At 71.3% G+C, this 23590-nt stretch carries 20 protein-coding genes; 4 read left to right on the forward strand and 16 right to left on the reverse strand.

Annotated features, from left to right (window positions below):
• Positions 1–48: 48 nt before the first annotated feature.
• Genes mobF through FB380_RS18415 form a run of 3 tightly spaced genes read left to right on the forward strand, consistent with a single transcriptional unit; the run spans position 49 to position 6321 of the window.
• The gene (mobF, locus tag FB380_RS18405) at positions 49–5235 is read left to right on the forward strand and encodes a MobF family relaxase (protein ID WP_243851257.1); all 5187 of its coding nucleotides are present in this window, start codon (positions 49–51) and stop codon (positions 5233–5235) included.
• Positions 5159–5449 carry a transposase gene (locus FB380_RS18410; RefSeq protein ID WP_166756776.1) on the forward strand — a complete coding sequence of 97 codons (291 nt, stop codon included), beginning with the start codon at positions 5159–5161 and terminating at the stop codon, positions 5447–5449. Before mobF ends, FB380_RS18410 begins: the two co-directional genes overlap by 77 nt.
• 47 nt (positions 5450–5496) lie before the next feature.
• The gene (locus tag FB380_RS18415) at positions 5497–6321 is read left to right on the forward strand and encodes an IS3 family transposase (protein WP_249523878.1); all 825 of its coding nucleotides are present in this window, start codon (positions 5497–5499) and stop codon (positions 6319–6321) included.
• A 1748-nt stretch (positions 6322–8069) separates the two neighbouring features.
• Here the strand turns inward: FB380_RS18415 and FB380_RS18420 are convergent.
• From FB380_RS18420 to FB380_RS18495, 16 genes are all read right to left on the reverse strand, one after another.
• Positions 8070–8717: a hypothetical protein gene (locus FB380_RS18420; RefSeq protein ID WP_166756777.1), complete on the reverse strand. Its 648-nt coding sequence runs from the start codon at positions 8715–8717 to the stop codon at positions 8070–8072.
• A 174-nt stretch (positions 8718–8891) separates the two neighbouring features.
• On the reverse strand, positions 8892–9374 hold the full coding sequence (locus tag FB380_RS18425; protein ID WP_166756778.1) for a hypothetical protein: 483 nt from the start codon (positions 9372–9374) through the stop codon (positions 8892–8894).
• Positions 9371–10882 (reverse strand): type IV secretory system conjugative DNA transfer family protein, encoded by a 1512-nt coding sequence (locus FB380_RS18430; RefSeq protein WP_166756779.1) that lies wholly within the window; start codon positions 10880–10882, stop codon positions 9371–9373. Before FB380_RS18430 ends, FB380_RS18425 begins: the two co-directional genes overlap by 4 nt.
• Before the next feature lie 14 nt (positions 10883–10896).
• Complete coding sequence (locus FB380_RS18435; protein ID WP_166756780.1) at positions 10897–12186, reverse strand: hypothetical protein; 1290 nt, start codon at positions 12184–12186, stop codon at positions 10897–10899.
• Positions 12186–12494, reverse strand: coding sequence for a hypothetical protein (locus tag FB380_RS18440; protein WP_166756781.1), 309 nt, complete (start codon positions 12492–12494; stop codon positions 12186–12188). Before FB380_RS18440 ends, FB380_RS18435 begins: the two co-directional genes overlap by 1 nt.
• Positions 12491–13111 carry a conjugal transfer protein gene (locus FB380_RS18445; protein ID WP_229682374.1) on the reverse strand — a complete coding sequence of 207 codons (621 nt, stop codon included), beginning with the start codon at positions 13109–13111 and terminating at the stop codon, positions 12491–12493. The genes FB380_RS18440 and FB380_RS18445 overlap by 4 nt, the downstream gene beginning before the upstream one ends.
• Positions 13112–13171: 60 nt before the next feature.
• Positions 13172–14329, reverse strand: coding sequence for a M23 family metallopeptidase (locus FB380_RS18450; RefSeq protein ID WP_166756782.1), 1158 nt, complete (start codon positions 14327–14329; stop codon positions 13172–13174).
• Positions 14326–14613, reverse strand: coding sequence for a hypothetical protein (locus FB380_RS18455; protein WP_243851259.1), 288 nt, complete (start codon positions 14611–14613; stop codon positions 14326–14328). The genes FB380_RS18450 and FB380_RS18455 overlap by 4 nt, the downstream gene beginning before the upstream one ends.
• Positions 14614–14647: 34 nt before the next feature.
• Positions 14648–15825, reverse strand: a protein-coding gene (locus FB380_RS18460) for an IS3 family transposase (RefSeq protein ID WP_249523877.1) whose coding sequence is annotated in 2 segments (ribosomal slippage) — positions 14648–15538 and positions 15541–15825 — 1176 coding nt in all. Because the reading frame shifts where the segments join, the coding sequence is not laid out codon by codon here.
• A gap of 46 nt (positions 15826–15871) precedes the next feature.
• Positions 15872–17128 (reverse strand): ATP-binding protein, encoded by a 1257-nt coding sequence (locus FB380_RS18465; RefSeq protein WP_229682360.1) that lies wholly within the window; start codon positions 17126–17128, stop codon positions 15872–15874.
• Complete coding sequence (locus FB380_RS18470; protein ID WP_166756783.1) at positions 17125–18654, reverse strand: SCO6880 family protein; 1530 nt, start codon at positions 18652–18654, stop codon at positions 17125–17127. Before FB380_RS18470 ends, FB380_RS18465 begins: the two co-directional genes overlap by 4 nt.
• Positions 18651–20102, reverse strand: a complete 1452-nt coding sequence (locus tag FB380_RS18475; RefSeq protein ID WP_166756784.1) for a type IV secretion system protein — start codon at positions 20100–20102, stop codon at positions 18651–18653. Before FB380_RS18475 ends, FB380_RS18470 begins: the two co-directional genes overlap by 4 nt.
• On the reverse strand, positions 20095–20877 hold the full coding sequence (locus FB380_RS18480; protein ID WP_229682359.1) for a hypothetical protein: 783 nt from the start codon (positions 20875–20877) through the stop codon (positions 20095–20097). The genes FB380_RS18475 and FB380_RS18480 overlap by 8 nt, the downstream gene beginning before the upstream one ends.
• Positions 20878–20933: 56 nt before the next feature.
• Positions 20934–21224, reverse strand: coding sequence for a hypothetical protein (locus FB380_RS18485; RefSeq protein WP_166756786.1), 291 nt, complete (start codon positions 21222–21224; stop codon positions 20934–20936).
• Positions 21221–22162: a hypothetical protein gene (locus FB380_RS18490; protein ID WP_166756787.1), complete on the reverse strand. Its 942-nt coding sequence runs from the start codon at positions 22160–22162 to the stop codon at positions 21221–21223. The genes FB380_RS18485 and FB380_RS18490 overlap by 4 nt, the downstream gene beginning before the upstream one ends.
• A complete protein-coding gene (locus FB380_RS18495; RefSeq protein ID WP_229682358.1) occupies positions 22159–22950 on the reverse strand; it encodes a hypothetical protein in 792 nt (263 codons plus the stop codon). The genes FB380_RS18490 and FB380_RS18495 overlap by 4 nt, the downstream gene beginning before the upstream one ends.
• A 237-nt stretch (positions 22951–23187) precedes the next feature.
• Here FB380_RS18495 and FB380_RS18500 point away from each other — a divergent pair, with 237 nt between their 5' ends.
• The gene (locus tag FB380_RS18500) at positions 23188–23571 is read left to right on the forward strand and encodes an ArsR/SmtB family transcription factor (RefSeq protein ID WP_166756788.1); all 384 of its coding nucleotides are present in this window, start codon (positions 23188–23190) and stop codon (positions 23569–23571) included.
• Positions 23572–23590: the final 19 nt, after the last annotated feature.

Here is a 23590-nt window from a genome sequence, read left to right on the forward strand (position 1 = left end):
CCGAGGATGATCTTGGCGCGGGACAGGCGTCCATAGCGTCAGTTCGTGATGACCCTGCACAAGCTCACGGCCGGGGACGGATACACGTATCTGACCCGCCAGGTGGCTGCGCACGACGCCACCGACCAGCAGTTCGGGAGCCTCGGGCAGTACTACAGCGCCAAGGGCGAGGCGCCGGGGATCTGGATGGGCCGCGGCCTTGCCGGTGTGCCGGATTTTCCGGTCGGCAGCACGGTCACCGAAGCGCAGATGCTGGCGCTGTTCGGGCAGGGACGTCACCCCAACGCCGACCAGATCGAGCGGGCCGCTCGGCTGGCGGGCAGGGCTCCGCAGGAGGTCGATGGAGCCAGCCGTCTGGGCAAGCCGTACCTGGTCTTCGAGTTGGCGAACGAGTTCCGCCGTCGCAGCGCCATCGAGTTCCGCGAGTACAACTCCGCCCGGGGGCTGGCGGCTGTCACCCCGGTGCCGGCTGAGGAGCGCGCTCGCATCCGCACCGCCCTGGCCAGGACGATGTTCGGCGAGAGCTATGGCCGTCCTCCGCTCGATGCTCGGGAGCTGTCCGGCCACCTGGCGCGGATCTCCCGGCAGGCCACTACGGCGGTCGCCGGGTACGACCTGACCTTCAGCCCGGTGAAGAGCGTGTCGACGCTCTGGGCGATCGCTCCCCGCGAGGTCGCAGCGGTCATCGAGCAGTCGCACGCCGATGCCGTCGCCGACACCCTGACCTGGTTAGAAGACCACGCGGCCTTCACGCGCACCGGCCATCAAGGGGTGGCCCAGGTGGACGTGCGCGGATTGATCGCGGCGTCGTTCACCCACCGCGATTCCCGCGCCGGCGACCCCGACCTGCACACGCACGTAGCGATCAGCAACAAGGTGCAGACCCTCGACGGCCGGTGGCTGGCGCTGGACGGCCGACCGATCCACAAGAACGTCGTCGCCGCCTCCGAGCGCTACAACACCCGGCTGGAGGCGCTCTTGATCGAACGTCTCGGCGTGCGCTTCGCCGACCGTCCCGGCACCGAGGCCGGCAAGCGCCCGGTACGGGAGATCGTCGGAGTCGACGGGCCACTCCCCCGGTTCTGGTCATCGCGGCGCACCGCCATCGACGCCCGACGGGCAGTGCTGTCCGCACAGTTCCAAGCGGACCACGGCCGGCCACCAACGATGAAGGAGTCCGTGTCACTGGCCCAGCAGGCCAACCTGGAGACACGCCAGGCCAAGCACGAGCCACGCTCGTATGCCCAGCAGCGAGCCAGCTGGCGGACCGAAGCCCTGGCCGTGCTCGGTGGGGACGATCGGCTGAGGCGTTACCTCGACGGCGTCCTCCGCGGGCACTCTCCTCGCAGGGCGCAACGAGCGACGGACGCGTGGGTCACCGAGACTGCCGCGGCACTGGTGTCGGGGGTGGCGAGCGCCCGGGCGACTTGGCAGGAGAGCCATGTCCGCGCCGAAGCTGAGCGGCGGACCCGCGCCGCCGGGATCACGCTCCCCGACGTCGACCGTGCCGTCGACGCGATCGTTGCCGCGGCCTTGTCACCCCGGCTGTCGATCCGGCTGGGCGTGCAGGAAGCGATCAAGGAACCTGTCGCGCTGCGCCGCTCCGACGGCACGTCCGTGTTCACCGTGGCCGGCTCGGCGCGCTACACCTCGAGCGAGGTCGTTACCGCCGAACGAACCGTGCTCGCGGCCGCCGGCCGGCGAGACGGACGTGTCACCCCGGCTGCATCCGTTGATCTGGCGCTGCTCGAGTCGGCCGCCAACGGGGTGGAGCTCAGCCCGGGTCAGGTGCAGCTGGTCCACGAACTGGCAACGTCCGGAGCACGGGTGCAGCTCGCGCTGGCGCCAGCGGGCACCGGCAAGACCACCGCGCTGCGCACGCTCGCCGCAGCATGGCAGTCGGGCGGCGGCACCGTCGTGGGCCTGGCGCCCTCCGCTGCAGCGAGCGCGGTCCTGCGCGAGCAGCTCGGCACCGACACCGACACCCTCGCCAAGCTGGTTCACGCGGTCACCAGTGGAGCCGACGTCCCGACCTGGGTGACGTCGATCGGCCCGAACACGCTCGTCGTCGTCGACGAAGCCGGCATGGCCAGCACCCCCGACCTGGCCCGGATGGTCGACTTCGTCGTCGAGGCCGGTGGATCCGTGCGGCTGGTCGGCGATGACCGACAGCTGGCCGCCATCGGCGCCGGTGGGCTGCTGCGCGACCTCGCCGCCAGCCACGGCGCGGTGAGCCTGACCCAGGTGGTCCGCTTCACCGACCCGGACACCGGCGCACCGAACCACGCCGAGGGCGCCGCCTCGCTGGCCCTGCGCGACGGGGACCTAGCAGCGCTGGCCTACTACGTCGACCACGGCCGGGTGCACGTCGGCGATCTCGCCACCGTCACCGACGGCGCCTACACCGCCTGGGCGACAGACCGGGCCGCCGGCCGCGACGCCATCATGCTGGCGCCCACCCGTGAGCTGGTCGCCGAGCTGAACAACCGGGCCCGCGACGAGCGGCTGGCTCGGACAACCGGCCATACCGGTCCCGACGTCGCACTGGCCGACTCAGCGCGCGCCTCGGCAGGCGATGCGGTGATCACCCGCCGCAACGAGCGGACCATCCCGATCGGTGCCACGGAATGGGTGAAGAACGGCGACCGGTGGACCGTCGCTGAGGTCCATGCCTCCGGCGCCCTCGAGGTGGTCCATCGCCGCACCGGACGGCACGTCACCCTCCCGGCCGACTACGTGCGCGAGCACGTCACCCTCGGCTACGCCACCACCGTGCACGGCGCCCAGGGCGTCACCGCCGACAGCTGCTACGCCATCACCACCGGCACGGAGTCCCGCCAGCTGCTCTACGTGGCCCTCACCCGTGGCCGCCACGCCAACCATGTCTTCCTCCCCATCACCGGTGACGGCGACCCGCACAGCCTGATCACCCGGGATGCGCTGTTGCCGCCCACCGCCGTCGACGTCCTCAGCCGAGTCCTGGCTCGGGACGACGCCCCGACCTCGGCCACCAGCACGGTCCGGGAGCTGGACGATCCGGCGAAGCAGCTCCACGCCAGTGCCGGCCGCTACCACCACGCAGTCACCGTCGCCGCCGAGGAACGACTCGGCTCGGCCGGGCTCGCCGCCATCGACACGGCCGCCGACGCAGCAGTGCCCGGACTGACCACGCGGGACGCCTACCCCGTGCTCCGTGCGCACCTGGCCCTCTACGCCGTCGCCGGCCGCGACCCCGCCGACGTGCTGCGGGAAGCGCTGGCCTCACCACGCGGGCTGGACGACGCACGTGATGTCGCGGCCGTTCTGGACTGGCGCATCGATCCCACCGGCCACCACTCGACTGGCGTCGGCCCACTCCCCTGGCTCCCGACCGTCCCCGATCCGCTGCGCGCCGACCTCGCATGGGGCCCTTACCTCGACGACCGCGCCCGCAAGGTCGCTGCACTCGCTTCAGACGTGGTCACCCACGCCGGCAGCTGGACGCCGGCCAGCGCACCGCTCTGGGCACGCCGGCTGCTCGACCACGACCCTGCCTTGGTTGCCGACCTCGCCGTCTGGCGCGCCGCCCACGGCATCGAGGACGGCGACCGCCGCCCCACCGGTCCGGTCCTCCCCGCAGCCGCTGATGCCCGAGCCCAGCGCAGGCTCGACGCCCGCGTCGCCCGTCTGCTGGGCGATCCCGACACTGTCACCGCGCGGTGGACGCCGTTGGTCGACCCCATCGACGCCCGGATCGCCGCCGACCCCTACTGGCCCGTCCTGGCCGAGCACCTCAGCACCGCCGAGCGCGCCGGCATCGACGTTGCAGCGCTCGTCCGGACGACGACCAGCCGTGCCCTCCCGGACGAACAGCCAGCGGCCGCGCTCTGGTGGCGGCTGACCCGCCACCTCTCCCCCGCTGTGCTGGCCGCCGACGACGCATCCGCGAAGGCGCTGGGCCCGGACTGGACGTTCGACCTCTCCGCCGTCCTCGGGAGCGCAGCCGCCGATCGCGTGGTCGCCGACCCCCACTGGCCTGCCTTGGTCGCTGCCGTCCGCCGGGGCGGGGACGGCGGCTGGCAGGCAGCGCACTTGCTGTCCACCGCGTACGACCTGCTGCGCGCCGGACAGCCGGACGACGAGGCGCTGCTCCCCCACGAACTGGCCACCGCCTTGCTGTGGCGGATCGGCCTGCTCACTGACCCCACCCCCGGCGCGGGTACAGCCGCGCTGGCCAACCTCGCCTATGCCTCGGCCTCGGACGACGCACGTGGTGTGGACTGGATGGTCGGCCTCACCGAGCCAGATGACACTGAGCCCGCACCCGAACTGCTTGACGCCGACCCCGTCGAGCCCCCGGCAACTGAACCCTGCGATGAGGTCGGCCCATCAGGGGTCGCCCGGGAACGGCTCCTCGAGCTCAACCAGCAGGCCGCGGCCTTCTTCACAGCTGAGTATCAGGGCTCCTGGGCACCGGCCTACCTGACCGATCGGCTCGGCACCAACCTCCTCGACGTCGAGCGGTTCACCATCGGCTACGCACCCGCCGGCTGGACCGGCCTGACCGACCATCTCCGCGGCCTGGGTGCCAGCGATGACGAGATCGTGGCCGCTGGCCTCGGGAGCCACGACTCCACCGGTCGCGTCATCGACCGCTTCCGCGACCGGGTCGTTTTCGCCATCCGGGACGGCGACGAGATCCACGGCTGGATCGGCCGCCGCAACCCCGCCCATGACAGTCGTGCCGTGCCGAAGTACCTCAACACCGCCGAGACCGACCTGTTCACCAAGGGCAATGAGCTGTACGGCCTCACCGAGGGCGCGGCGGCCGTGGCACGCGGCGCGACGCCAGTCCTGGTCGAAGGCCCCCTCGACGCGTTGGCCGTTGCCCTTGCCAGCGATGGCGAGTTCGTCGGCATCGCTCCACTGGGGACCGCATTCACCGACGCGCAGGCCGAACGACTGCGCCCTTTGATCGGCGACGGCCGAGCGCAAATCATCGTGGCCACCGACGCCGATCGCGCCGGGCAGCTCGCTGCCCACCGCATCTATTGGCGGCTCACCGCACAAGGTGCCGACCCGCGCCACCTCACCGTCCCGAGCGGTAAGGACCCGGAGCTTGACCCGGTTTCCCGGACACCTGACCTGAGGCGAGAATCGCCTGGGAGAGGAGTCCTGGATGCCTGCAGCCAAGCCGCTGGAGTTCCGTCGCCGTGCCGTGGAGCTGGCCCGCCAGCGGGAGAAGCCGATCGCTGAGATCGCCCATGATCTGGGGATCGCGGAGTCCTGCCTGCGGCGGTGGATGAAGCTCGATGACGTCGACGCCGGCCGGGTCGAGGGCACGACCAGCGATGAGAGGGCCGAGCTGGTGCGCCTGCGCCGGGAGCTGCGGGTCGCGAAGATGGAGATCGAGATCCTCAAGCGGGCCTCTGCCTACTTCGCCCGCGAGGTGCTCCCGGACCCAAAATAGCGTTCCGGCTGGTTCGTGAGCTCGCCGCCGACGGCTTCCCCGTGACGGTGACCTGCCGGATTCTGCGGGTCTCCCGCTCAGGCTTCTACGAGTGGAACGGCCGCCCACCATCGCTCCGGGCAGTCGCCGACGCGTCGCTGACCACGACGATCCGCGAGGTGCACGTCAGCTCTCGCGCCACCTATGGGGCGCCTCGGGTGCACGCCGAACTCCGTCTCGGTCTCGGGCTGGCGTGCGGGCGCAAGCGGGTCGCCCGGCTGATGCGCACCGCTGGGCTGGTCGGGGTCTGCCACCGGCGCAAGCACCGCCGCACCGGACCCCTGCCGGCACCGCACGAGGACCTGGTGCAGCGCCGGTTCGCCGCTGACGCACCGGACCGGCTGTGGGCCACCGACATCACCGAACACCCCACGGCCGAGGGAAAGGTCTACTGCGCCGCCGTGCTCGACGTGTTCAGCCGGACCATCGTCGGCTGGTCGATCGCTGACCACATGCGCTCTGAGCTGGTCGTCGACGCCCTGGAGATGGCCCGCTGGCGCCGCCGGCCAGCACCCGGCGCGATCGTGCACAGCGACCGCGGATCGCAGTACACCAGTTGGATCTTCGGGCACCGGCTCCGCTCGGCCGGGCTGCTGGGCTCGATGGGCCGAGTCGCCTCCAGCGTGGACAACACCATGATGGAGAGCTTCTGGTCGACCATGCAGCGCGAGCTCCTGGACCGCCGCCAGTGGTCGACCAGAGCCGAACTGGGCTCGGCGATCTTCGAGTGGATCGAAGGCTTCTACAACCCCCGACGACGCCACTCCGGCCTCGGCTACCGCAGCCCCGCAGAGTTCGAAGCCCTTCACACCGCCGCACTCACCGCGGCATGATCACCGAACCGAACGTGTCCGGAGAACCGGGTCAAGCTCCCCCAGCCGAGTTGCTGGAGACGGCCGGCGCCGACGTTCTGCGTCGAGCCCTCGCGGACTCACCTAGCCTGGCCAGCGCGCTCATCGACGCACGTGTCGACGCCTACACCGAGCGGCTGGACACCGTCGAGGGTCAGGTGCTCGCGACCCGTCACGCAGCAGAAGTCATCGCCGCAACTCCGACCACCAGCTGGCCGGCACACCTGACGCACCTGGTGGTCCGCACCAACATCGCACCGGACATCGCAATGTCGGAGGTCTTCGACGCGGACCAGCGCCGCGCCGGGGCCGCCAGGGGACGGCAAGAGACGGGTACGGCGAACACGACAGTCGGCCCGGATGGGGCGACCTTGTCAGGTGCTACGCGGCCGTCTACAACGGAAGAGAGCGCCGAGATGCCCGCTACCACCCTTCGAGCAGCGCAACGCGCTGCCCTAGGCACACGGCGCCCGGCTTGGGCTACGCCGGGGCAACGACGGTGATGACGTGGCTAGTGCCGCGGCTGCCACCTTCACCCTGAGCGTCCCACTCAGGGACACCCGCGCGGGTTACGGGGACGTCGCTGCTCATGGCGCAGATGGTCGCTCGGCTGGAAGTGTCCCGCTGGTACGAGTGATCTTGGGTGCAGCGATGGCGAGAGGCCGGATCGATGTGGGTGAGGGTGCGGCCGAAGTGGATGCGCCCCGGTAGTCGCTTCAGCCGGGCCACGTGGCTCGCCAGCCTTCCCGTAGCGGCGGTCCTTATCTGGTTTGGCTGGATGCAAGTGGGCACCGGGTCTACCGGCGAGGGCAAGGTCTTCCTCGTGGTCTGGACCGTGGGCATCGTCGCCATCGAGGCATGGAACTTCCGCACCCTGTATCTCGGGCGAGGAAGGCGCGCCGAGGCCCTCCAGCGGTCAACCGATGAGCAAGGCCCACAGTGAGTTGGTCTGACCGCGCAGTGTGCGCTGTCTCTGAGGCCGCCCTCTGGGAGAGCTGGCGCTGGTGTCCCTGAGCGGCCCACTAAGGGACACCTGGGCGTGGGCCGCGCTTGGCGCCCGCCCCTGGTGGCCTTACGGTCCAACACCATGGTGCTGGGCGGTCGGCAGGAGGGGTATGTGAAGGACAGTTCGGGCAGGCACGTGGCAGGAGCGGGACGCCTGCTCGTGTTCATGGTGGCCGGTGCCGCAATTGGCGTCGCTTCGATCCTGTATGGGTTGGCGAAGGTGCCTAGCGCCGCAGTACCGATCATCTTGGGCGTTCTGTGCTTGCTTTCCGTGGGAGCACTCGGTCTTGCCATTGGCGTGACTCAGTGCCGTCGGAGGACCCTGCAGCCGCCGGACGACGCCGCTGTCGGCCCCCAGGGGGCTGGCGATGAGGGAGCCTGAGCAGACGCCGCGATGGCAGTTGCCGGTGCCCGTTCTGGTCGCTCTTGTTGTCGTGTGGGCGACGTTCCTAATCATCACCGTCGCTCGAGAGCGGTGGCTTGGCGTTGCTGCCAACGGCCTGCTGTTGGCAGCGTCGGGGTACAGCCTCGTGCAGGCGCTTCGCCAACGACGCACGTCGTAACGATCAACGCGCACACCTGATCAGGAGTTTGGTCAGGTGTCCCTGAAGCCGCCTTCAGAGCGCCGGTTTGGCTGTCACGGCACTAGGCGGAGACCGGCAATCGACGGTCGGAGCCGATCGGGTACCTACTGACCCGGGCAGACGCCCTCCGCCCGGGGGGGCCTACGGCCGGATGGCCAGTAGCCCGGGGACGTTGCTGGCAACACGCAGGTGCTGCCCCAGTTGTGGCTCGAGTCGGTCGGCCAGGCCGACCAAGTCGGCAAACCGGCCCACTATGTCGGTGGTCAACAGCGGTTCGTGATGGGCCACGCGATTGCGCAGCGTGTGCAGACGGCCCACCGGCCCGTCGACGTGGATGGCGCGGTCGGTGCCTCGGGGGAAGGCTCGATGGAGGGCGGGCACCCACAGCGCCTTCTCGTGCGCAGCGGAGCTGAGGTAGCGCCAGAAGCCGAACATCAGCTCGGCTACGACCTTCCCTGGCCGCGCCGCCGGACCACCGGCGTTGATGACCGCGTGGCGCAGGTTGTCCCGAGGTTTCTCGTTGACGTCGACGCGGCGTCGACCCCGGGTGCGGTAGACCGGAGCGAAGACCCTCTCGCCGGCCAGCGTCCAGTGCGGCGGCCCGGGCCAGCGAGCAGACAGTGCGCGGTCGTAGGCGTTGCGCAGACCGACCTCCACGTGCGCCAGGTCGTGCAGCAGAGCCGCGCTGATCTGGGCGTTCCACTCGTAGAGCGCCAAGGCGCGACTGCGGTCCGACTCAGCAGCGGCCAAGTAGACCGCGAAGCGCGGCGCACTCAGCCAGGTCTCCACCCAGTCGCCGGCCGGTGGCAGGACAGGCGCTGAGTCCGGCGGAGTCGGCGCTGTCATCGATCTCCATCCTGACGTACATTGATCCTGAAAGCCCCGGTGGACCGCTGGCCTCTGGCCATGTCGCCGGGGCTTCGTCTTTGTCCCGACGCCTGTGCCCGGCGAGCTCGTGCCTCGTCAGCGAGCGAGGACGTCGAGCATGGCGACATAGCGGCTCTCCGCCGGCCAGCTCTGGTGCCGCCCCGTGCGGCACGTGCTTTCGCCGAGGCGTTCGACCATCCGGTCGCAGAACAGCGGAAAGGCGTAGCGGTTCCACTCCTCGACCAGCTCAGGAGCGGCCGCGCTCTCCGCCTGCCAGCGCAGCACCGCCAACACCGGCAGCTCTCGGGCGATGTGCGGATGCTGCCGCCAGCAGGCCGGGATCATGTGCGCTGGCCGCCAGGCGTACTCGTGGTTGATCCAAACGGCGACGTCGTCGCACCAGTTCCACACCGATGCGCTGAGCTCGCTGTTGCACCCGGCCGGTTCCCACGGGCGTTCCATGTCGGCCACGACGCCGACCGGGGCTGGCTGCCCGGACTCTCGGCGGCGCACGTCCTGCAGCAGCTCCAGTGCGACCAGTACGCCAACCGGCGGAGGCGGGAACGGTAGGACGATCACTGCGGCCACTCCCCGCGCAACGCGGTGGACGGCCCAACAGAGACGTCGTCCGGCCGAGCAGTCAGCCGGTGGTCGCGGGCGTAGCTCAGGGCTGCGGCAGTGCGCTCCTGGACGTCCACCACGTCAGCGCGGGCGCGGCTGACGTGCGCGCGGGCGACCTCCAGCTCGGTCTTGAGCCGCTGTCCGTCCTTGCCGTCGAGGCAGCGCCGCAGCCTGGCCAGGATGGGTGGCGCCGTCCCGGCGATGACGAGCGCGTGCCGCTCCGGCACCCGCCTGATGTCCCCGGGCCGCAGCACCCGCACGTTCTCCCCCGAGCGCGACGTGCCGACGCCACCGGGGCCGTCGGTGACGGTCTGCCGACTGATCCGCACGTCGTCCATGAGATCGGACAGCTCCCGGTAGAAGTGCACGTCCTTGCCCCCGCCGAAGACGACCAAGGTGTTGGTGAGCCCGAGCAGAGAGCGGGCCTCGTCCTCCCCGTAGGAGACGACCATCTGCTTCCAGGTCTGCGCGGCGTAGATGAACGACAGGCCGAGGGCGCGTTCGTTGGCCATCCGCACCCGCAAAGTGGGCAACGGCGTGGTCGAGGGCAGCTCGTCGAGGCAGGCCAGGAAGCAGGGCGTCATGCGCCCCTGCGGCGAGGTGTTGGCGACCTGCAGCGCCGTGTCCAGGACGTACTCGGCGACGGCGGTCATCAGCGGCGCCGCCGAGGCGTACGGATCGTCGCGACCGAGCAGATACACGGTTCCCTGACGACTGATCAGGTCGACCAGGTCGGTCGCCGGCCGGCCAGGCGACGGCACGCAGCGGGCGCGGATGTCCGGTTGGAAGAACAGCGCCATCGCCTGCTGGACGGTGGTGACGGTGTTGCCGACGGTGTCCGGGCTGCCGTGCAGCGCGCCGGCGAGCAGCCCGTCCCAGAAGCGGGCGGCGTGCGGGTGCTGCTGCAGGATCTCTGCTGGCTGCTCGGCGGCGACCGGGTTGGCGACCCATTCCAGGACGTGGTCCAGGGTGCGACCGGTGAGGGCCGCGGCGTGCAGGAAGCCCTGCAACACCTTCGCCGTCTCGGCTGCGTAGAACCGTGCAGCGTTGTCCTGCCGGCCGCCGGTGACCGAACCGGTGACCGTGCCGGCGGAGAACGCCTTCGCCCGTCGTTCGGCGATCTGCGGATCGACGCAGCCGGCGATCGGATCCCACACCAGCTCCGGGATCCCCGGCGCAGCACCGAACGGGTCGAGCACCGCGATCGGACGGGGCGGCCCGCCGGGCTGGACGGGGTGCTGACGTCGTCCAGCGGTCAGCAGCAGGTCGTCGATTTTCGTCAGCGTCGCCAGACCTGCGCCGCGGTGAGCCAGCAGCGCCGGGGCCAACAGGTCCAAGGTCTTGCCGGAGCCCTGCTCGCCGTACACGCCGGTGGTGCGGTCGTACCGGCACCACAGCTCGACGCCTCGGGGCAGCGAGGAACGACCCAGCCGCCAGCCGACGTCGGTGGGCTCGAACCGGGACATATGACTCCTCATGATCAGCGAGCCCGGGTGGGGCCGGGCGTCCGTCCACGCGCCAACTGCAGCTGCCGACCGGCCTCACGCCTCGCCACCTCCAGTGCGGCCGCCGTCTGCGGCTGGTCCAGCACCGCCTGATTGGCGGCCAGCGCCCGCCGCGGGAAGTCGGCGCCTGGGCGCCCGCTCTCGGCGGCCCGGGCAGCCACCGCGAGCGAAAGCAGCCGGGCGTTGTGCAGCGACCCAGCCACCGGCTGCAGGTCCACGGCGTCCACCCGGACGAGTCCGCCGAGCTGGTAGCCCCGCAGGTAGGCGGCCACCCGCTCCTCCCGCGGCGGCACGTCACGGGCGTAGGCCACCAGGGCACCGGTGTCCGCCCACGACCGGACCGTGCGGTACATCAGCTGGGTCGCCAAGGTCGGCAGGTGCTGGGCAGCCGCCGCGACGGCCGCACGCAACGGCTCTGCTCGGAGCGCCGGGTCCGAGCCCGGACGGTTGAGCGAGGCGTGCAGACGCAGAGCCGCGTGCACAGCCGGCGGTGCATCGTGGTGCGGCCGCCGGCTGCCGTCGTCGTAGGGGCGCAAGGCGGCTCGAACGGCCCGCCAGGCAAGTGCGGCCGCCTGCCCGGCTCCCGGCTCGGCCGCCGAGTGGAGCCGCTGCGCGGCATCGCTGAGCGTCTCGGCGGCAAGCGTGTACGCGAGCACCTCCGCCACCGACGGGGACTCCGCCGCGCTGCCCGTGGCGCGCAGCAGCACGGCGACCGCGTCGGGGACGACGAGAGCAGGGTCCGAGCTCGCCGGGACCGCGGGCCCAGCCAACGGTCGGTCGAGGATGGCGCTGTCCGCTCGGGAAGGCGGCTGCAGTGCCGCGGTCTGCTGGACCAGCACGGACTGCCGCTCTACCTCGGCGAGCCACTGGGCCGCCGGGCCGGCGGTCAGTGTCCCGGCCAGCACCTGGACCAGCGGCGTGACGGTCTCGGCCACCGCCGTGGCCGCAGCCCATCGTGAGGCGACGGTGCTGTGGTCGTGGAGGACGGCGAGGGTGTCGGCCGCAGCAGCCGCCAGCCCGGCCAGGGTCTGTTCGGTCGCAGGCGCACGAGCGGCCAGCTCGGTGCAGGCGGCGGCCAGCGCGGCGACCTGGTGCTCCCGTCGGTCACCGATGGCTGGGGACACGCCGTCGCGGCGCAGCTGTGCCAGCGCCCGGCCCAGCTCTCCCAACGCGGTACCCGCATCGGCGCGGGCGGCAGCGGTGGGCTCAGTGGACTGCGCGGTGTCGGCCAGGGCGTCGAGGAGCTGCCCGAGCGAAGTGGCCATCAGCGCCGTGCCCGCAGTGCCCGGCGACCGTGCCGCGCTGCGGCGAGGACATCGGGGTGCGCGAAGTCTTCGGGCTCCAGCTCACCGAGGATGTGCAACGCCTGTTCGACGAGCCGGTCCGGGTCGGCCGCGTCGGCCGTCGCGGGAACCGGTCCGCTGGGCGCACGAAGGGCAGTGGCAGCGGCGAGGCAGTGCAGCTGCGCCGTCACCCCCGCCTGGTCGTTGCGGGCAGCGGCGGCGAACAGCGCTGAGGCCTCCGAGCGGGCGGCCAGTAGATCGGCGTCCAAGCCGTCGTCGTTCTTGGTCATCGAGGGATCTCCTTCGGAGCGGGCGTGGGTGATGTCTGGGTCGACGGTGCTCGGGAGAGCGACCGGGAACTGGTGCTCTGGACGGATCTGTGGGCACGACTGCGGATCGCGTCGCCGCCTGTGGACAGGAGATGACCAAGCCGCTCCCAGCCGCTTCTGGACGGGTAGCGATCCGGGCGGATGACCGCTCGCCCAGCGCGAAGCTGGCGCAGCCCGAGGGCTTCCTCGGCCTCCCCGCGAGTGGCCATGCCGCTGCGGGCGTCGCTGGGACGCCGGTAGCGGGCGCCCAAGACCGCGGTAATCACCGCGGCGGTCAGCAGGACGAGCTCGGCGGCGGCAACACACGCGTACACCGGGATGGGCCCGGCGACCTTCCCCAGCTGATCCGGGGACAGGCCACGGCCGGGATCTCCGCTCAGGAGCCCGCCGAGGACGCGGCTGGCCATATCGGTGCCGTCCGGCCAGACCCAGCCACCGCCCCACAACGCCGAAGCAAGCCCGAACCCGGTCATGGCCGCCAGCCCTACCGCGATCAAGCCACCGCCGACCGCAGCGACGGCCAGCTCCCATCCCCGGCCGATCGGCTGTGGTTCGCGGCGTCGGGACGGTGTCGTCACTCGCCGGCCCTCCGTCGGCGGTGCATGTTGACGTTCATTCCTGGTTGCCCTCTCTGCCGGTCAACCGGCGGTGGCGGTGGCTGGCAGGTCGACGCCGCGGTCTGCCAGCCAGGGGACGGGATCGACGGGTGCGCCATGGACGCGGACCTCGAAGTGCAGGTGGACACCGGTGCTGTTGCCAGTGGCGCCCTGGAAACCGAGCAGCGCACCCGCGGGAACCTGCCGCCCCGGAGCGACGGTGTAGCCGGAGAGATGGGCGTAGCGGGTGGTGACCCCAGCGCCGTGGTCGAGCTCGACGAGGTTGCCGTAGCCCTCGAGGTGGAGGCTGCCGTCGCGGTCGCAGTAGGTACTGGTGCAGGCAGCGGTGATCACGGTGCCGGCCGCGGCGGCGTAGACGGGGGTGTCGCGGGGTCCGGCGAAGTCGACGCCGGCGTGCTGGCTGCCCCAGCGGAGCCCGAACCCGGAGGTCAGCTGCCCCGTGGTGGGTCGGGCCCAGCCGCCGGCCGGCACCGGCAGGGCGGGGCAGACGCTGGCTACCGCCCCGGCCGGATCCGCAGCCGCCCCCTGGGCGGCGGGCCACAACATCGCAGTGAGTTGCCGGGCGAGCGTCTCCCCGCGGGCATAGGCATCCCCGTAGGCCGAGACCTGCACGGCCTGCGCGGCCCGGGTCAGCGGGATGGCCTCCCAGTCCGGCACATCGACGAGCCGGGAGTAGAAGGCGTCGGCGGCGTAGACGGGGTCCATCAGCTGGGCGACGGTTCCCCAGCCGGCGATCCAGCGCTGCTGGAACGTGTTGACGCTGTCGTGGTCCGAGCCGAGCCCGTCGTGCGGATGGGTCAGGCTCGTGGCGGTCTCCGCGGCCTGCTCGGGCGTGAGGTCAGGGCTGCTGCCGTCGTTGGCCAGCATCCGCAGCCGGGATTCCTGCCAGGCGGTCGCCAGCGCCACGGTGGCCGCGTACGAGTCCAAGCCGCGGACCGCGCCGACGGTGACGATGGTCTGCGCTTGGCCCATCTGGACGGCGTCCAGCTCGATGCCCGCGACGGTGGCGCCGGTGCCGGCTGACGAGCAGGCTGACGACGCCGATGCCGTCGGTGTGGCCGCGGCGGCGAGGACGGCCAGCGGGATCAGGAGAGTGAGCGCTGCCAGCACTGGCAGCGCGAGCGGGACGGCGGCCTTCCACAGCCAGGCGCCCGCCATGCGTTCCGCCGTCCCGGTCATGCCGGTGTCTCCAGGGCGTCGTTGGTGTCGGTCAGGGCGACGTCCAACGACGTCCGGACGGTCTGCACCTTCGCCACATGGCCGCCGACCAGCCAGAGCGCTCGGCCCCTGGCCGCGGCAGCCCAGTCGGTGACGATCTGCTCGGCCATCGGGCTGAGACCGAGCAGTTCGGAGAGCTCGTCCCCGATCTGCTCGTCCTGGCCGAGCAGCACCTTGGTGGCGCAGAGATGCAGCAGGTCCTTGGCGATGGCCACCGCCTGGCTGCCCTCATCGCCGACGGTCAACAGGGACTGCTGCACGACCAGGTGACAGGTTGGGTCAGGCAGCCTGAGCGGCCAGTGTGGGGACGATGGTCTCGTACTCGATGGGCGTGAGTCGACCGAGGGCGTCCTGACGCCGCCGGCGGTGGTAGGTGCGTTCGATCCAGGTGACGATCGCGATCCGCAGCTCTTGCTGGGTGCGCCAGTGGCGGCGGTCGAGCACGTTCTTCTGGAGCAGGGCGAAGAACGATTCCATGGCCGCGTTGTCGCCGGCCGCGCCGACTCTGCCCATCGAGCCGGACAGCTGATGCCGGTTGAGGGCGCGCACGAATTTCCGGCTGCGGAATTGGGATCCGCGGTCGGAATGCACGATGCAGCCGGCCACGTCAGCGCCGTCGGCATGGCGCCGGGCGACGGCGTTGTCCAGCGCGGTGACCGCGAGCCGGGACTTCATCCGGGAGTCGATGGAGTAGCCGACGATCCGGTTGGAGTGCACGTCCTTGATCGCGCACAGGTAGAGCTTGCCCTCGGCGGTGCGGTGTTCGGTGATGTCGGTCAACCACACGGCGTTGGGCGCCTCGGCGGTGAACACCCGGTTGACCCGGTCGTCGTGCACCGGCGGGCCGGGACGGCCGCCCTTGCCCCGGCGAGGCTTACCGAACGCGCTCCACCAGCCGTTGGTCGAGCAGATCGCCCAGGCGGTCCGGGCAGTCATCGGCTGACCGTTCGCGGCGGCCTCGTCGACGAGCAGGCGGTAGCCGAACTCCGGATCGTCCCGGTGGGCGTCGAACAGCGCATTGGCCCGGTGCGCCTGGGTGAGGTCGCTGGTGGTGACCGGGTCGGCCAGCCACCGGTAGTAGGGCTGGCGGGCGATCTTGAGAACCCGGCACGTCACCGTCACGGCGATCCCGTCGACGGCGAGCTCACGGACGAGCGGGTAGATCATTTTCCCGGCAGATTCGCCTGCGACAGGTAGGCCGCCGCGCGGCGCAGGACCTCGTTCTCCTGCTCGAGCAACCGGATCCGCTTGCGGGCCTCGCGCAGGTCCGCGTTCTCCGCCGCCGTGGTCCCGGGCTTGACGCCGTCTTCGACGTCAGCGGCCTTCATCCAGTTCGTCAGACAGGACTCGCTGATCCCGAAGTCGGCAGCGATCTGCTTCAGGTGCTGGCCCGGCTCACGGTTGCGGGCGACGTTCACGACGTCGTCGCGGAACTCCTTGGGGTAGGGCTTGGGCACGGTGAACATCCTTCCAGCGGCACCTCTCGGCACCACAGATCAGATGTCACCTACTCGTGCAGCAGTCCCACATGTCCGAGGGCTTGTGTGCGATGACGACCTGGATGCACCCGTCGTTGCGGGACAGGCGCAGGTCGGCGTCCAGAGACTTGACCGCATCGGTGCCCAGCCGCATCTGCTTCCAGCACTCGTCACGGATGACGATCCGCAGATCTCCAGGCTCGGCCAGCTGGGTCATCGCCCGGCCCCAGGAGTTCAGGCAGGTGAGCGCCACGCCGACGGCCTCGTCACCCAGTGGGTCCAGCCGGGACAGGGACAGCGACTGGATCGGTGCGCGCCAGTCCACCGAAACGGTGGTCGGCGCGTCGAACAGGCCGGCCAGATGACCAGTGACCAGGGCTCCGAGTGCGTCGCGCAACGGCCGGGTCTCGTCCAGGAAGTGCTGGCGGGTGGCGTAGCGGCACGCGTCGACGAGTTCGTCGCTGGGCGCGCGCAGCGCCTGCCAGAGCTGAGGGATGGTCACCTCGCGCATCCGGTCGGCGCCGTCGGCGTAGCCGGTCAGGTCGCGGAGGACCTGCCCGACAGCGGTCTCTGCGGTCGGGCCGAACGGCACGTGCTGCGAGCCGACGAGGCCTCGGATGAGCAGCAGCCATCGGGAGAAGACCATGGCTGCGCGGCGCCGTGCTTCCGCCCGGGGCAGCCGGGTCCAGTCGTTGCCCAGTGGCCCGAAGTCCAGCGGGTTGATCCGCGCAGGGAGGCCGTGACCGACCGCATGCGGCCGGACCTGCAGGGCCCGGCAGAGCGGCTCGTACTCGTCCTTGACGTCGCCGAGCACCAGCGTGCGGTAGCCGTAGGCCATCTGCCGGAGGGCGAACATCTTGACCGTCCCGGACTTCCCCCGGCCGGGAGCCCCGAAGAAGATCATGTTCGGGTTGGTGACGCCGGCGACGCTGCTGAGCGTCCAGCCGATCGGATCAGCGGAGAAGGCGCCGCCGGAGAGGTAGTCGATGCCCAGGAGTGCGCCGCCCGGCGGCAGCCCGTCACCGGCGATCAGCGGCCAGACCCCGCCCACCTGCTCCGAGGTCATCCGGTAGACGGCCAGCGGTGCAGGCACCGCCGCCCAGCCGGCGGCCTGGCCGGTCCGACCGCGTCGGCCGACCAGCGTGTCGAAGGGGTCGACGTCGGCTGGGCGTGCCGGTGGCGAGAGCAACGGCGGGAGTTCGTGACCGAAGTCGGAGACGAGGTGCGCCACTCCCCTGCCCCGGGTGCTCTGCCGCTGCCGACCGATGCGCCGGCTGCTCACTGGGCACCTCGCCGCCGGGGCAACCCGATCCCCAGCGGGATGCAGGCAGCAGCGAAAGCGGAGTCCTGGGCCAGGTCGAGCCGCAACGGCTTGAACCCGCTACCGGTGACGCTGGCCTCCAGCCGACGGCCGTAGTCGGTGATGGACCACGAGGTCGGGACGGTCACCGACACGGCGACGGCCACGCGGACGAGCGCGTTGCCCTGGGCCAGCCGCACGTCCTGGCCCTCGACCCGGGCCGCGTCCCGACGATGTGCCGCCCGGTCTCTGAACCCACCGCGACGTCGGATCTCGGTCGCCAGCTCGGAGCTCATCGACTCGTTGCCGACCATCCGGTCCGCCCGGGTGGAGCTGATCGGTTCGAAGAACACCGTGGCGCACCGCCGCTCCCCCGCCGTCGTCGGGGTGAGGACCGGCGCGAGGGCACCCATGACCGCACCCTTGTCGGGCAGCAGGACGGTGCAGGTCGCCGAGTGCCAGGCGTCGTGCACGTAGTGACGCCGTTCCGGCGGAGGCGCTGCGGTCGGCCCCGCAGCGGCCATCGGCAGTACCGCAGCGATGCGCGAGTCGGTGCTCACGGCCAGCTCGGCGGTCGCCAACCCGGCGCGGTCACCCGGGGCGAAACCGGTGCGGATGGCCGACGCGAGCCCCGGAGAGTCCAGCCAGGTCACGCTCGTGCAACCGACCGGCCCGACCAGCCGGGCCTCGATCTCGCTCATCACGCCGTAGAGCACGCGAGCACGCCCGTCGACGCCGCCGCCGGCTTCCCTGGCCTGGCGGTGGATCCGCCGTTCCGGCACGACCACCGTCACGAAGGCCTCGTGCCGCACTCCGGCCTGGGTCATCACGGCCGCGAGCTCCGCGGTGACCGCACGCGCCAGCGGCGGAGCCTCAGGTCGCAGATGGGTCTGTTGCCAAGCAGCGCGTTCGGCGCCGTCGTCGGGCAGTGTCCGGACCTGCAGGGCGACGACCGACACCAGCTCGGTGGTGGCCGCGCCCTCCAGCAGCTCGGCCAGTCCGATGCCCATCCGCGTGCGAGCGGTGGTCTCGGACATCCCGATCCCCGGGTGGGCGATCCGAGCCACCACGGCCCAGGTCCGCTCCCGGTGATCGGCGATGACGGCCGGGCGCGCGAGCAGTGGACCGAAGGGCGGACCGTCGTGGGTCCGGATCCCCGACAGGACGCCGGGCAGGTCGGCGTCGTCCAGGTCGGCGGCGGTGCCAGCGGCAGCTCGGGACTGCCAGTCGGTCCACCCCAGCGCGCCCCCGACCCCGCGGAGCAGGGAGTCCAGCGCCCAGCGGAACGTGGACCGGCCCCGGACGGGAACGGCCAGCAGCACGGCCAGGACAGCCCAGGCCGGCGCCCAGGCCAGTGCCAGCAGCCATCGATTCGCACCGGCAGCCAGCAGCATGGGCAGACCGGCCAGCGCCACGCCGATCCAGGCCCGAGCGCTGAGCCCACCGAACCAGCCCGGCTTGTCCTTCGACCACGACCCGTAGCGGACCGGTCCGGCTGACCCGGTCACAGCGCCACCACCGCAGCAGCCTCGGGAGCCGCGGCGCCTACGGCCGGCTCGGCCTTCGCCCAGTTCGCCAGGCCTCCGCTCCGGGCCGGTGGCTCGGCGGGGATCCCAGGCCCCCCACCCGACGGCGATGGTGCTCGCGGAGAATTGGGAAGGGCACCTCCGCCGCCATCGGTCGAGCCCTCGGGAGTTTCAGCACCCCCACCAGAGCCGGTGGTGGAGCCAGGAGTGCCCGCCTGACCGCTCCCGCTCGCGCGTCGGCTGCTGCGCTGACCGGTCGGCGTCAGGCTGTGGCCGGGGTGTCCGACGCCTGTCGAGCCGAGTACGTCCGAGGCGATGTCGACGGCCCGGTGGGCAACCGAAGCCGCCGCGACCGTGCTGGCGCCCACCGCCGAGCCGACCGTCCCGAGCATCGACCCGAGCCGGCTCGCTGACTGCGCTTCGGCGGCCGCCTCCCCCTGCGAACGTCCATCGCCACCGCTCTGCGCAGCGGCACCGCTACCCGACGCCTGCTTGCCGCCGGACAGGACCCCGGACAGTCCGCCGGCATCGCCCCACGACTGCCGTAGGGCCGAGCCCGACGCGGTCCCCGGATCCACGAAGGCCAGCAGCCGGAAGAGCACGAGCGGACACAGCGCACCGATCGCCACCATGATCGCGCCGATCACCGCAGCTCCTGCGGCCTGTGCGGTGGAGTCACCCGCGCCAGCGACGACGCCGGCGGACAGCTGCACGCCGATGCCCAGCACCAGGGCCGCGGTCGGCGCGATGAGCAGGCAGGAGAAGAACCAGCGCAGGCTCTTCCAGAACCACGCCTTCGTGCTGTCGTTGAGCAACCCGGCGGCCGCAATCGGCGCGGTGGCGACCAGGATGATCAGCGCGGCCGCCCGCACCAGCGAGATAACCAGGTAGAAGAACGACGCGGGGATCAGCAGGAGCAGCGACGAGAGGCCGAGCACGGTGGCCGCCGTTGCGTCCACGACCTCGCGCGGCCACGAGCTACCGGGATCGAACGCCGACAGGCTGTCGACCTGCAGCATGGCCTGCAGGATGCCGCGGGACAGTCCCGCAGCGGCCGCGACCAGGCCGGCGGCCACCCCTAGGTAGCCGACCCACACGAGACCGAACTGGCCGATACCGAGCAGTACCCGGCCGAGAGACTGTCCGTCGCGACGGATCAGCGCCATGGTCAGCTGGACGAACATCATGGTCGCTGCGACCGAGGCACCAAGCCACAGCGTCGTCGGCAGCACCGCGCCCATCGGCCCGTCCGCAGAGACGTCCGGCGTGGTGAAGGCATCGATGACCTCGAAAGCCAGGGTGAGCAGCCAGAGCCCCGCCGACCAGATGCTGACCATCGCTGCTGTCCAGACATCCGTGACCGCGGCGGAGGCAGCGTCCCCCAGCCAGTTCAGGGGATTGAGGTCGACGGCCAGGACGTCGTCACCCATGTCGCAGGTCCCGGTAGCCGACGCTGAAGGCGACATCGGTGCCGGGCCACACCGACGGTGGCGTGGCCGGTTCCGCGCCCGGCCCGATCACCCACCGGTCGGTCCGCCAGACCATTCGCTGGCAATCCGCCACCGCCCCCCGGGCAGTGCGCTGCAGCGTGACGGCGAGTTGGAAGTCGATGCAGGGGACGACGAAGTCCGATCCGACACTGCCCTTGATCAGACCCATCAGCGGCGTCAGCACGACGGCGAATTGCGTCGAGCCACCCCCGGACAGGCCTGCGGCATCGAGGAGGCGAACGACCGCGCGCACACCGGACCAGCTCGTGGTCGTCGGACCGCCGGGCATGGCCCAGGCACTGATCACGGCACGAGCGCCGGCCAACGAGGCGGACTGGAGGGCGACCCGGTCGATCGCGGCCAGCTGCGCCAGCGCGCCTTCCGGGGTGTGAGGGAAGCCCGTCGGCACGCCGGCCGGCCCAGTGCTGGTCGCCGACGGAAGCAGGATGGGCGCGCCCGGATCGCGGTCCGAGAGAGGCCCGGGGCGGGAAGCCGACTCTGGGACGACCGGCATCGGCCTGGCGGCCAGTGCGTCCTCGACCGCCACTCGGTCGGTCGGCACTGTGGTCGACGCAGGTCCGGATCCGACCGCGTCGCTTGCAGAAGCGGAGTCAGCAGACCCGGATGCCGGTCGTACTGCATGCACCACGGTCAGGACCGCACCTGCTGCGAGGACTGCAACTGCGATGCCTGCTGCCACCAGCAGGATCAGCATCTTGCGCCGTGACCACGGGGAGGCGTGCGGCTCACGGCCGCTCCGATGGCGGACCATCAGCAGCCGGTCCCGACGATCGACAGGACGATGACGTACCCGACGACGTAGAGGATCGCGCCGACCAGGCAGATCAGGATCCCGTCCATCCCGAGCCGGGCGCCCCGGGGATGGTGGGTGACCCGCCCCCAGATCAGCATTCCGACGCTGGCGAAGAAGCAGATCCCCAGAACGGCCAGGACGCCCCACTTCACCCAGGACTGGATCTGATCGGCGTAGACCTGCATGCCAGGTGGTGCGGCCGGGCAGACGCCGGCGGCCAACAACGAATCTGCAAGTCGGGCGGTCATCGGGATGCTCCTGGGAAAAGTCCCGGACTGGTGGTCGTGACTGACGTCAGCGCGACCCCGGGGCGCCGGGAAGACAGCAGTGCGAGCAGCGCCCGGCCGGCCGCCTGGATCGACGAGGGCAGTGGCTGGCCGGTGAGGCCGGTGACCTCGAGTCGCCGCTCCAGCGGAACGGCGACGACCTGTCCGGCAAGGCGCAGAGCACGCAGCCGAGGCCCCGAGCTGGCAGCGACCTCACCGGGCCATCGACGGGCACCGACGGCAGCGATGACGACGACCTGGTCCCGCAGCTGATCGAGGAGTGCCTCGGTCAGGCGCACGCCGGGAACGGTCGGCCGACAGACGACGACGGTGCATGCGCGGTCGACGGTCCGGCTGGCCCGGCCGTCGGCGTCCAGCCCGACGTCGAGGACTGTCACCCCCGCGTGGTGGCCGGCCGGCACCGGCCAGCGGCTCGGCATCGCGTCCGTTGCACGGCGGCTGATGGTGACGGTGGATCGGAGGCCCCGGCGCCATGTCCCGGTGTCGTCGATCCCCAGCTCCGCCGACGCAGCGGCACCCAGGCCAGAACGGGCGGGGTGGGCGTTGTCGATCAGGTGCGCTGATCGACCGGTTACTGCAGCAGCGTCGCTGATCGCCAACGCCACCGTGGATGCCCCCGCGCCAGCGTGCCCCGCCAACACGGTGATCCAGCCGGTCGGCAGGTCGCTGTCACCCCCGGCCCGGTGCCTCCCCGGTGTCCTGTCACCCCGGCTCTTTCGAGGCTCGGAGGCCGTGTCACCCCCGACGTCGACGAGGCGAACAGCCTGCCTTGATCGCAGTTCCCGCAGGGCTTGCTGGACCTCGGCGACGGCCAGTAGGCGGCGGCCCTCGGCAGGGTGACCCGCGCGGATGCCCTCGCTCGACGCCACGCTCTCGAAGGAAGCCAGTGGGGTGCTCACGCGACCGCCGCCAGGTAGTCCCGGGCGACGGTGCGCAGAGCGGCGATGGTGCGGTTCCGCCGGCGGTAAAGCGTGCGGGTGGAGATGCCGTACTCAGCGGCGACCTTGGAGTCGCCGCCCTGCTGAAGGTCACGGCCGCACTCGGTCGCGACCAGCAGCTCCAGGTCCGCGGCGTCCACCCCGGACCGGACCGCCCACTGCAGCAAGTCGGCGATGTCGAGGTCCTCGGCACCGTCCCATGGGTCGGCGGGGATCAACCGGGTGACGTCACCATCGACGGTGAGGAACTCGCCTCGCTCAGGGTGGCGACGATCCCGCGGTCGAAACTCGGCGAGCACCGCGCGACGGGTGTCGGCCCGCAGGTTCGCAGCCACCGCACGCGGGCGGCGATGCCACGGGTAGCGCCGGATCTGGCAGGTGAGCTCGCCGACCACCACGGCGACGATGTCCGGGCTCAGGTCGCGCAGCTGCCGGACCATCGTCCAGACCAGCCCGCTCAGCAGGTGCAGCAGCAGCGCGAGCGCATCGTCGTCGCGCCCGCCGTCGACTGCAGCCAGCCGGACGAGTGCGGCCAGGACGGCGTTGCTTCGCTTGTGCTCACTCGACTTGGAGCAGACCTCTACGAGGTCGGCGACGGCGGCGAGACCGACGAGTGCGGGTTCGAACTCTGCCCAGCGAGGCAGGGCGGCGTTGGCGTCGAGTCGGGCGGCGAGCGCCGGCCAACTGCCGACGATCGTGGGGTCGTGGAACATCTGTGGCGCCTCCGGCATCAGTGCGATGCCGTCCACGCTCCGAAGAGACGTTCACGGTGACGTCCCCCCGCCGGGGTGACGTACGTGGGACCCGCGTGAGCCCGCGGGGTGACCTGCGCCGAGGTCGGCTCTTGTGACGATTGAGCAGGGAGACGGCGGCCGCGGTCGACGCGAGGCCCCCGCCAGTCCAACGGGTCAATGGCCACGCTGGGCGCGACGCCGCCGCAGTCCCTGCAGTCGGTCGAATGCCTGTTCGCTGGGTAAGGGGCGGCCGTGAATGAGACCGCAGACGCCCACCCCGTGGATCAGCAACGGATCGACGCCGCTCGAGCACGCACTCCCTCAGCTGCCGACGCCGAACGGATGACGGCTTTGTTGAGCCTGCTTGCCGAACCTGTCCGCACCAGGCTCCTGCACGCTCTCGACCGCACCGAGAGTATGTGTGCTGGTGATCTGGCCCTGACGCTGAACGTCACGGAGGAGCAGGCCGGCTACGGACTGCAATTGCTGCACAGCGCCGGGCTCGTCGAGCGGCGACAGTCAGGGCGAGTGGCCCTCTACCGACTCCCGGACGGCTTCCCCGAACCTCTGCGGCACCACTGTCTTCGTCAGCTGGTCGAGCTGTCCCGCGGCACGACCGGTGATGGCGACGACTGACCGCACCGAGACACCTCCA

Origin of the sequence: Modestobacter marinus (assembly GCF_011758655.1) — a bacterium.
GTDB classification, from domain to species: domain Bacteria; phylum Actinomycetota; class Actinomycetes; order Mycobacteriales; family Geodermatophilaceae; genus Modestobacter; species Modestobacter marinus.

Bases quoted from the DNA above. Each gene is read 5' to 3' on its own strand.
- FB380_RS18475 (WP_166756784.1), bottom strand. From the start codon at position 20,102: ATGGGTGACGACGTCCTGGCCGTCGACCTCAATCCCCTGAACTGGCTG.
- FB380_RS18485 (WP_166756786.1), bottom strand. From the start codon at position 21,224: ATGACCGCCCGACTTGCAGATTCGTTGTTGGCCGCCGGCGTCTGCCCG.
- FB380_RS18450 (WP_166756782.1), bottom strand. From the start codon at position 14,329: ATGACCGGGACGGCGGAACGCATGGCGGGCGCCTGGCTGTGGAAGGCC.
- mobF (WP_243851257.1), top strand. From the start codon at position 49: ATGACCCTGCACAAGCTCACGGCCGGGGACGGATACACGTATCTGACC.
- FB380_RS18435 (WP_166756780.1), bottom strand. From the start codon at position 12,186: ATGGCCACTTCGCTCGGGCAGCTCCTCGACGCCCTGGCCGACACCGCG.
- FB380_RS18410 (WP_166756776.1), top strand. From the start codon at position 5,159: ATGCCTGCAGCCAAGCCGCTGGAGTTCCGTCGCCGTGCCGTGGAGCTG.
- FB380_RS18440 (WP_166756781.1), bottom strand. From the start codon at position 12,494: ATGACCAAGAACGACGACGGCTTGGACGCCGATCTACTGGCCGCCCGC.
- FB380_RS18430 (WP_166756779.1), bottom strand. From the start codon at position 10,882: ATGTCCCGGTTCGAGCCCACCGACGTCGGCTGGCGGCTGGGTCGTTCC.
- FB380_RS18480 (WP_229682359.1), bottom strand. From the start codon at position 20,877: ATGCTGATCCTGCTGGTGGCAGCAGGCATCGCAGTTGCAGTCCTCGCA.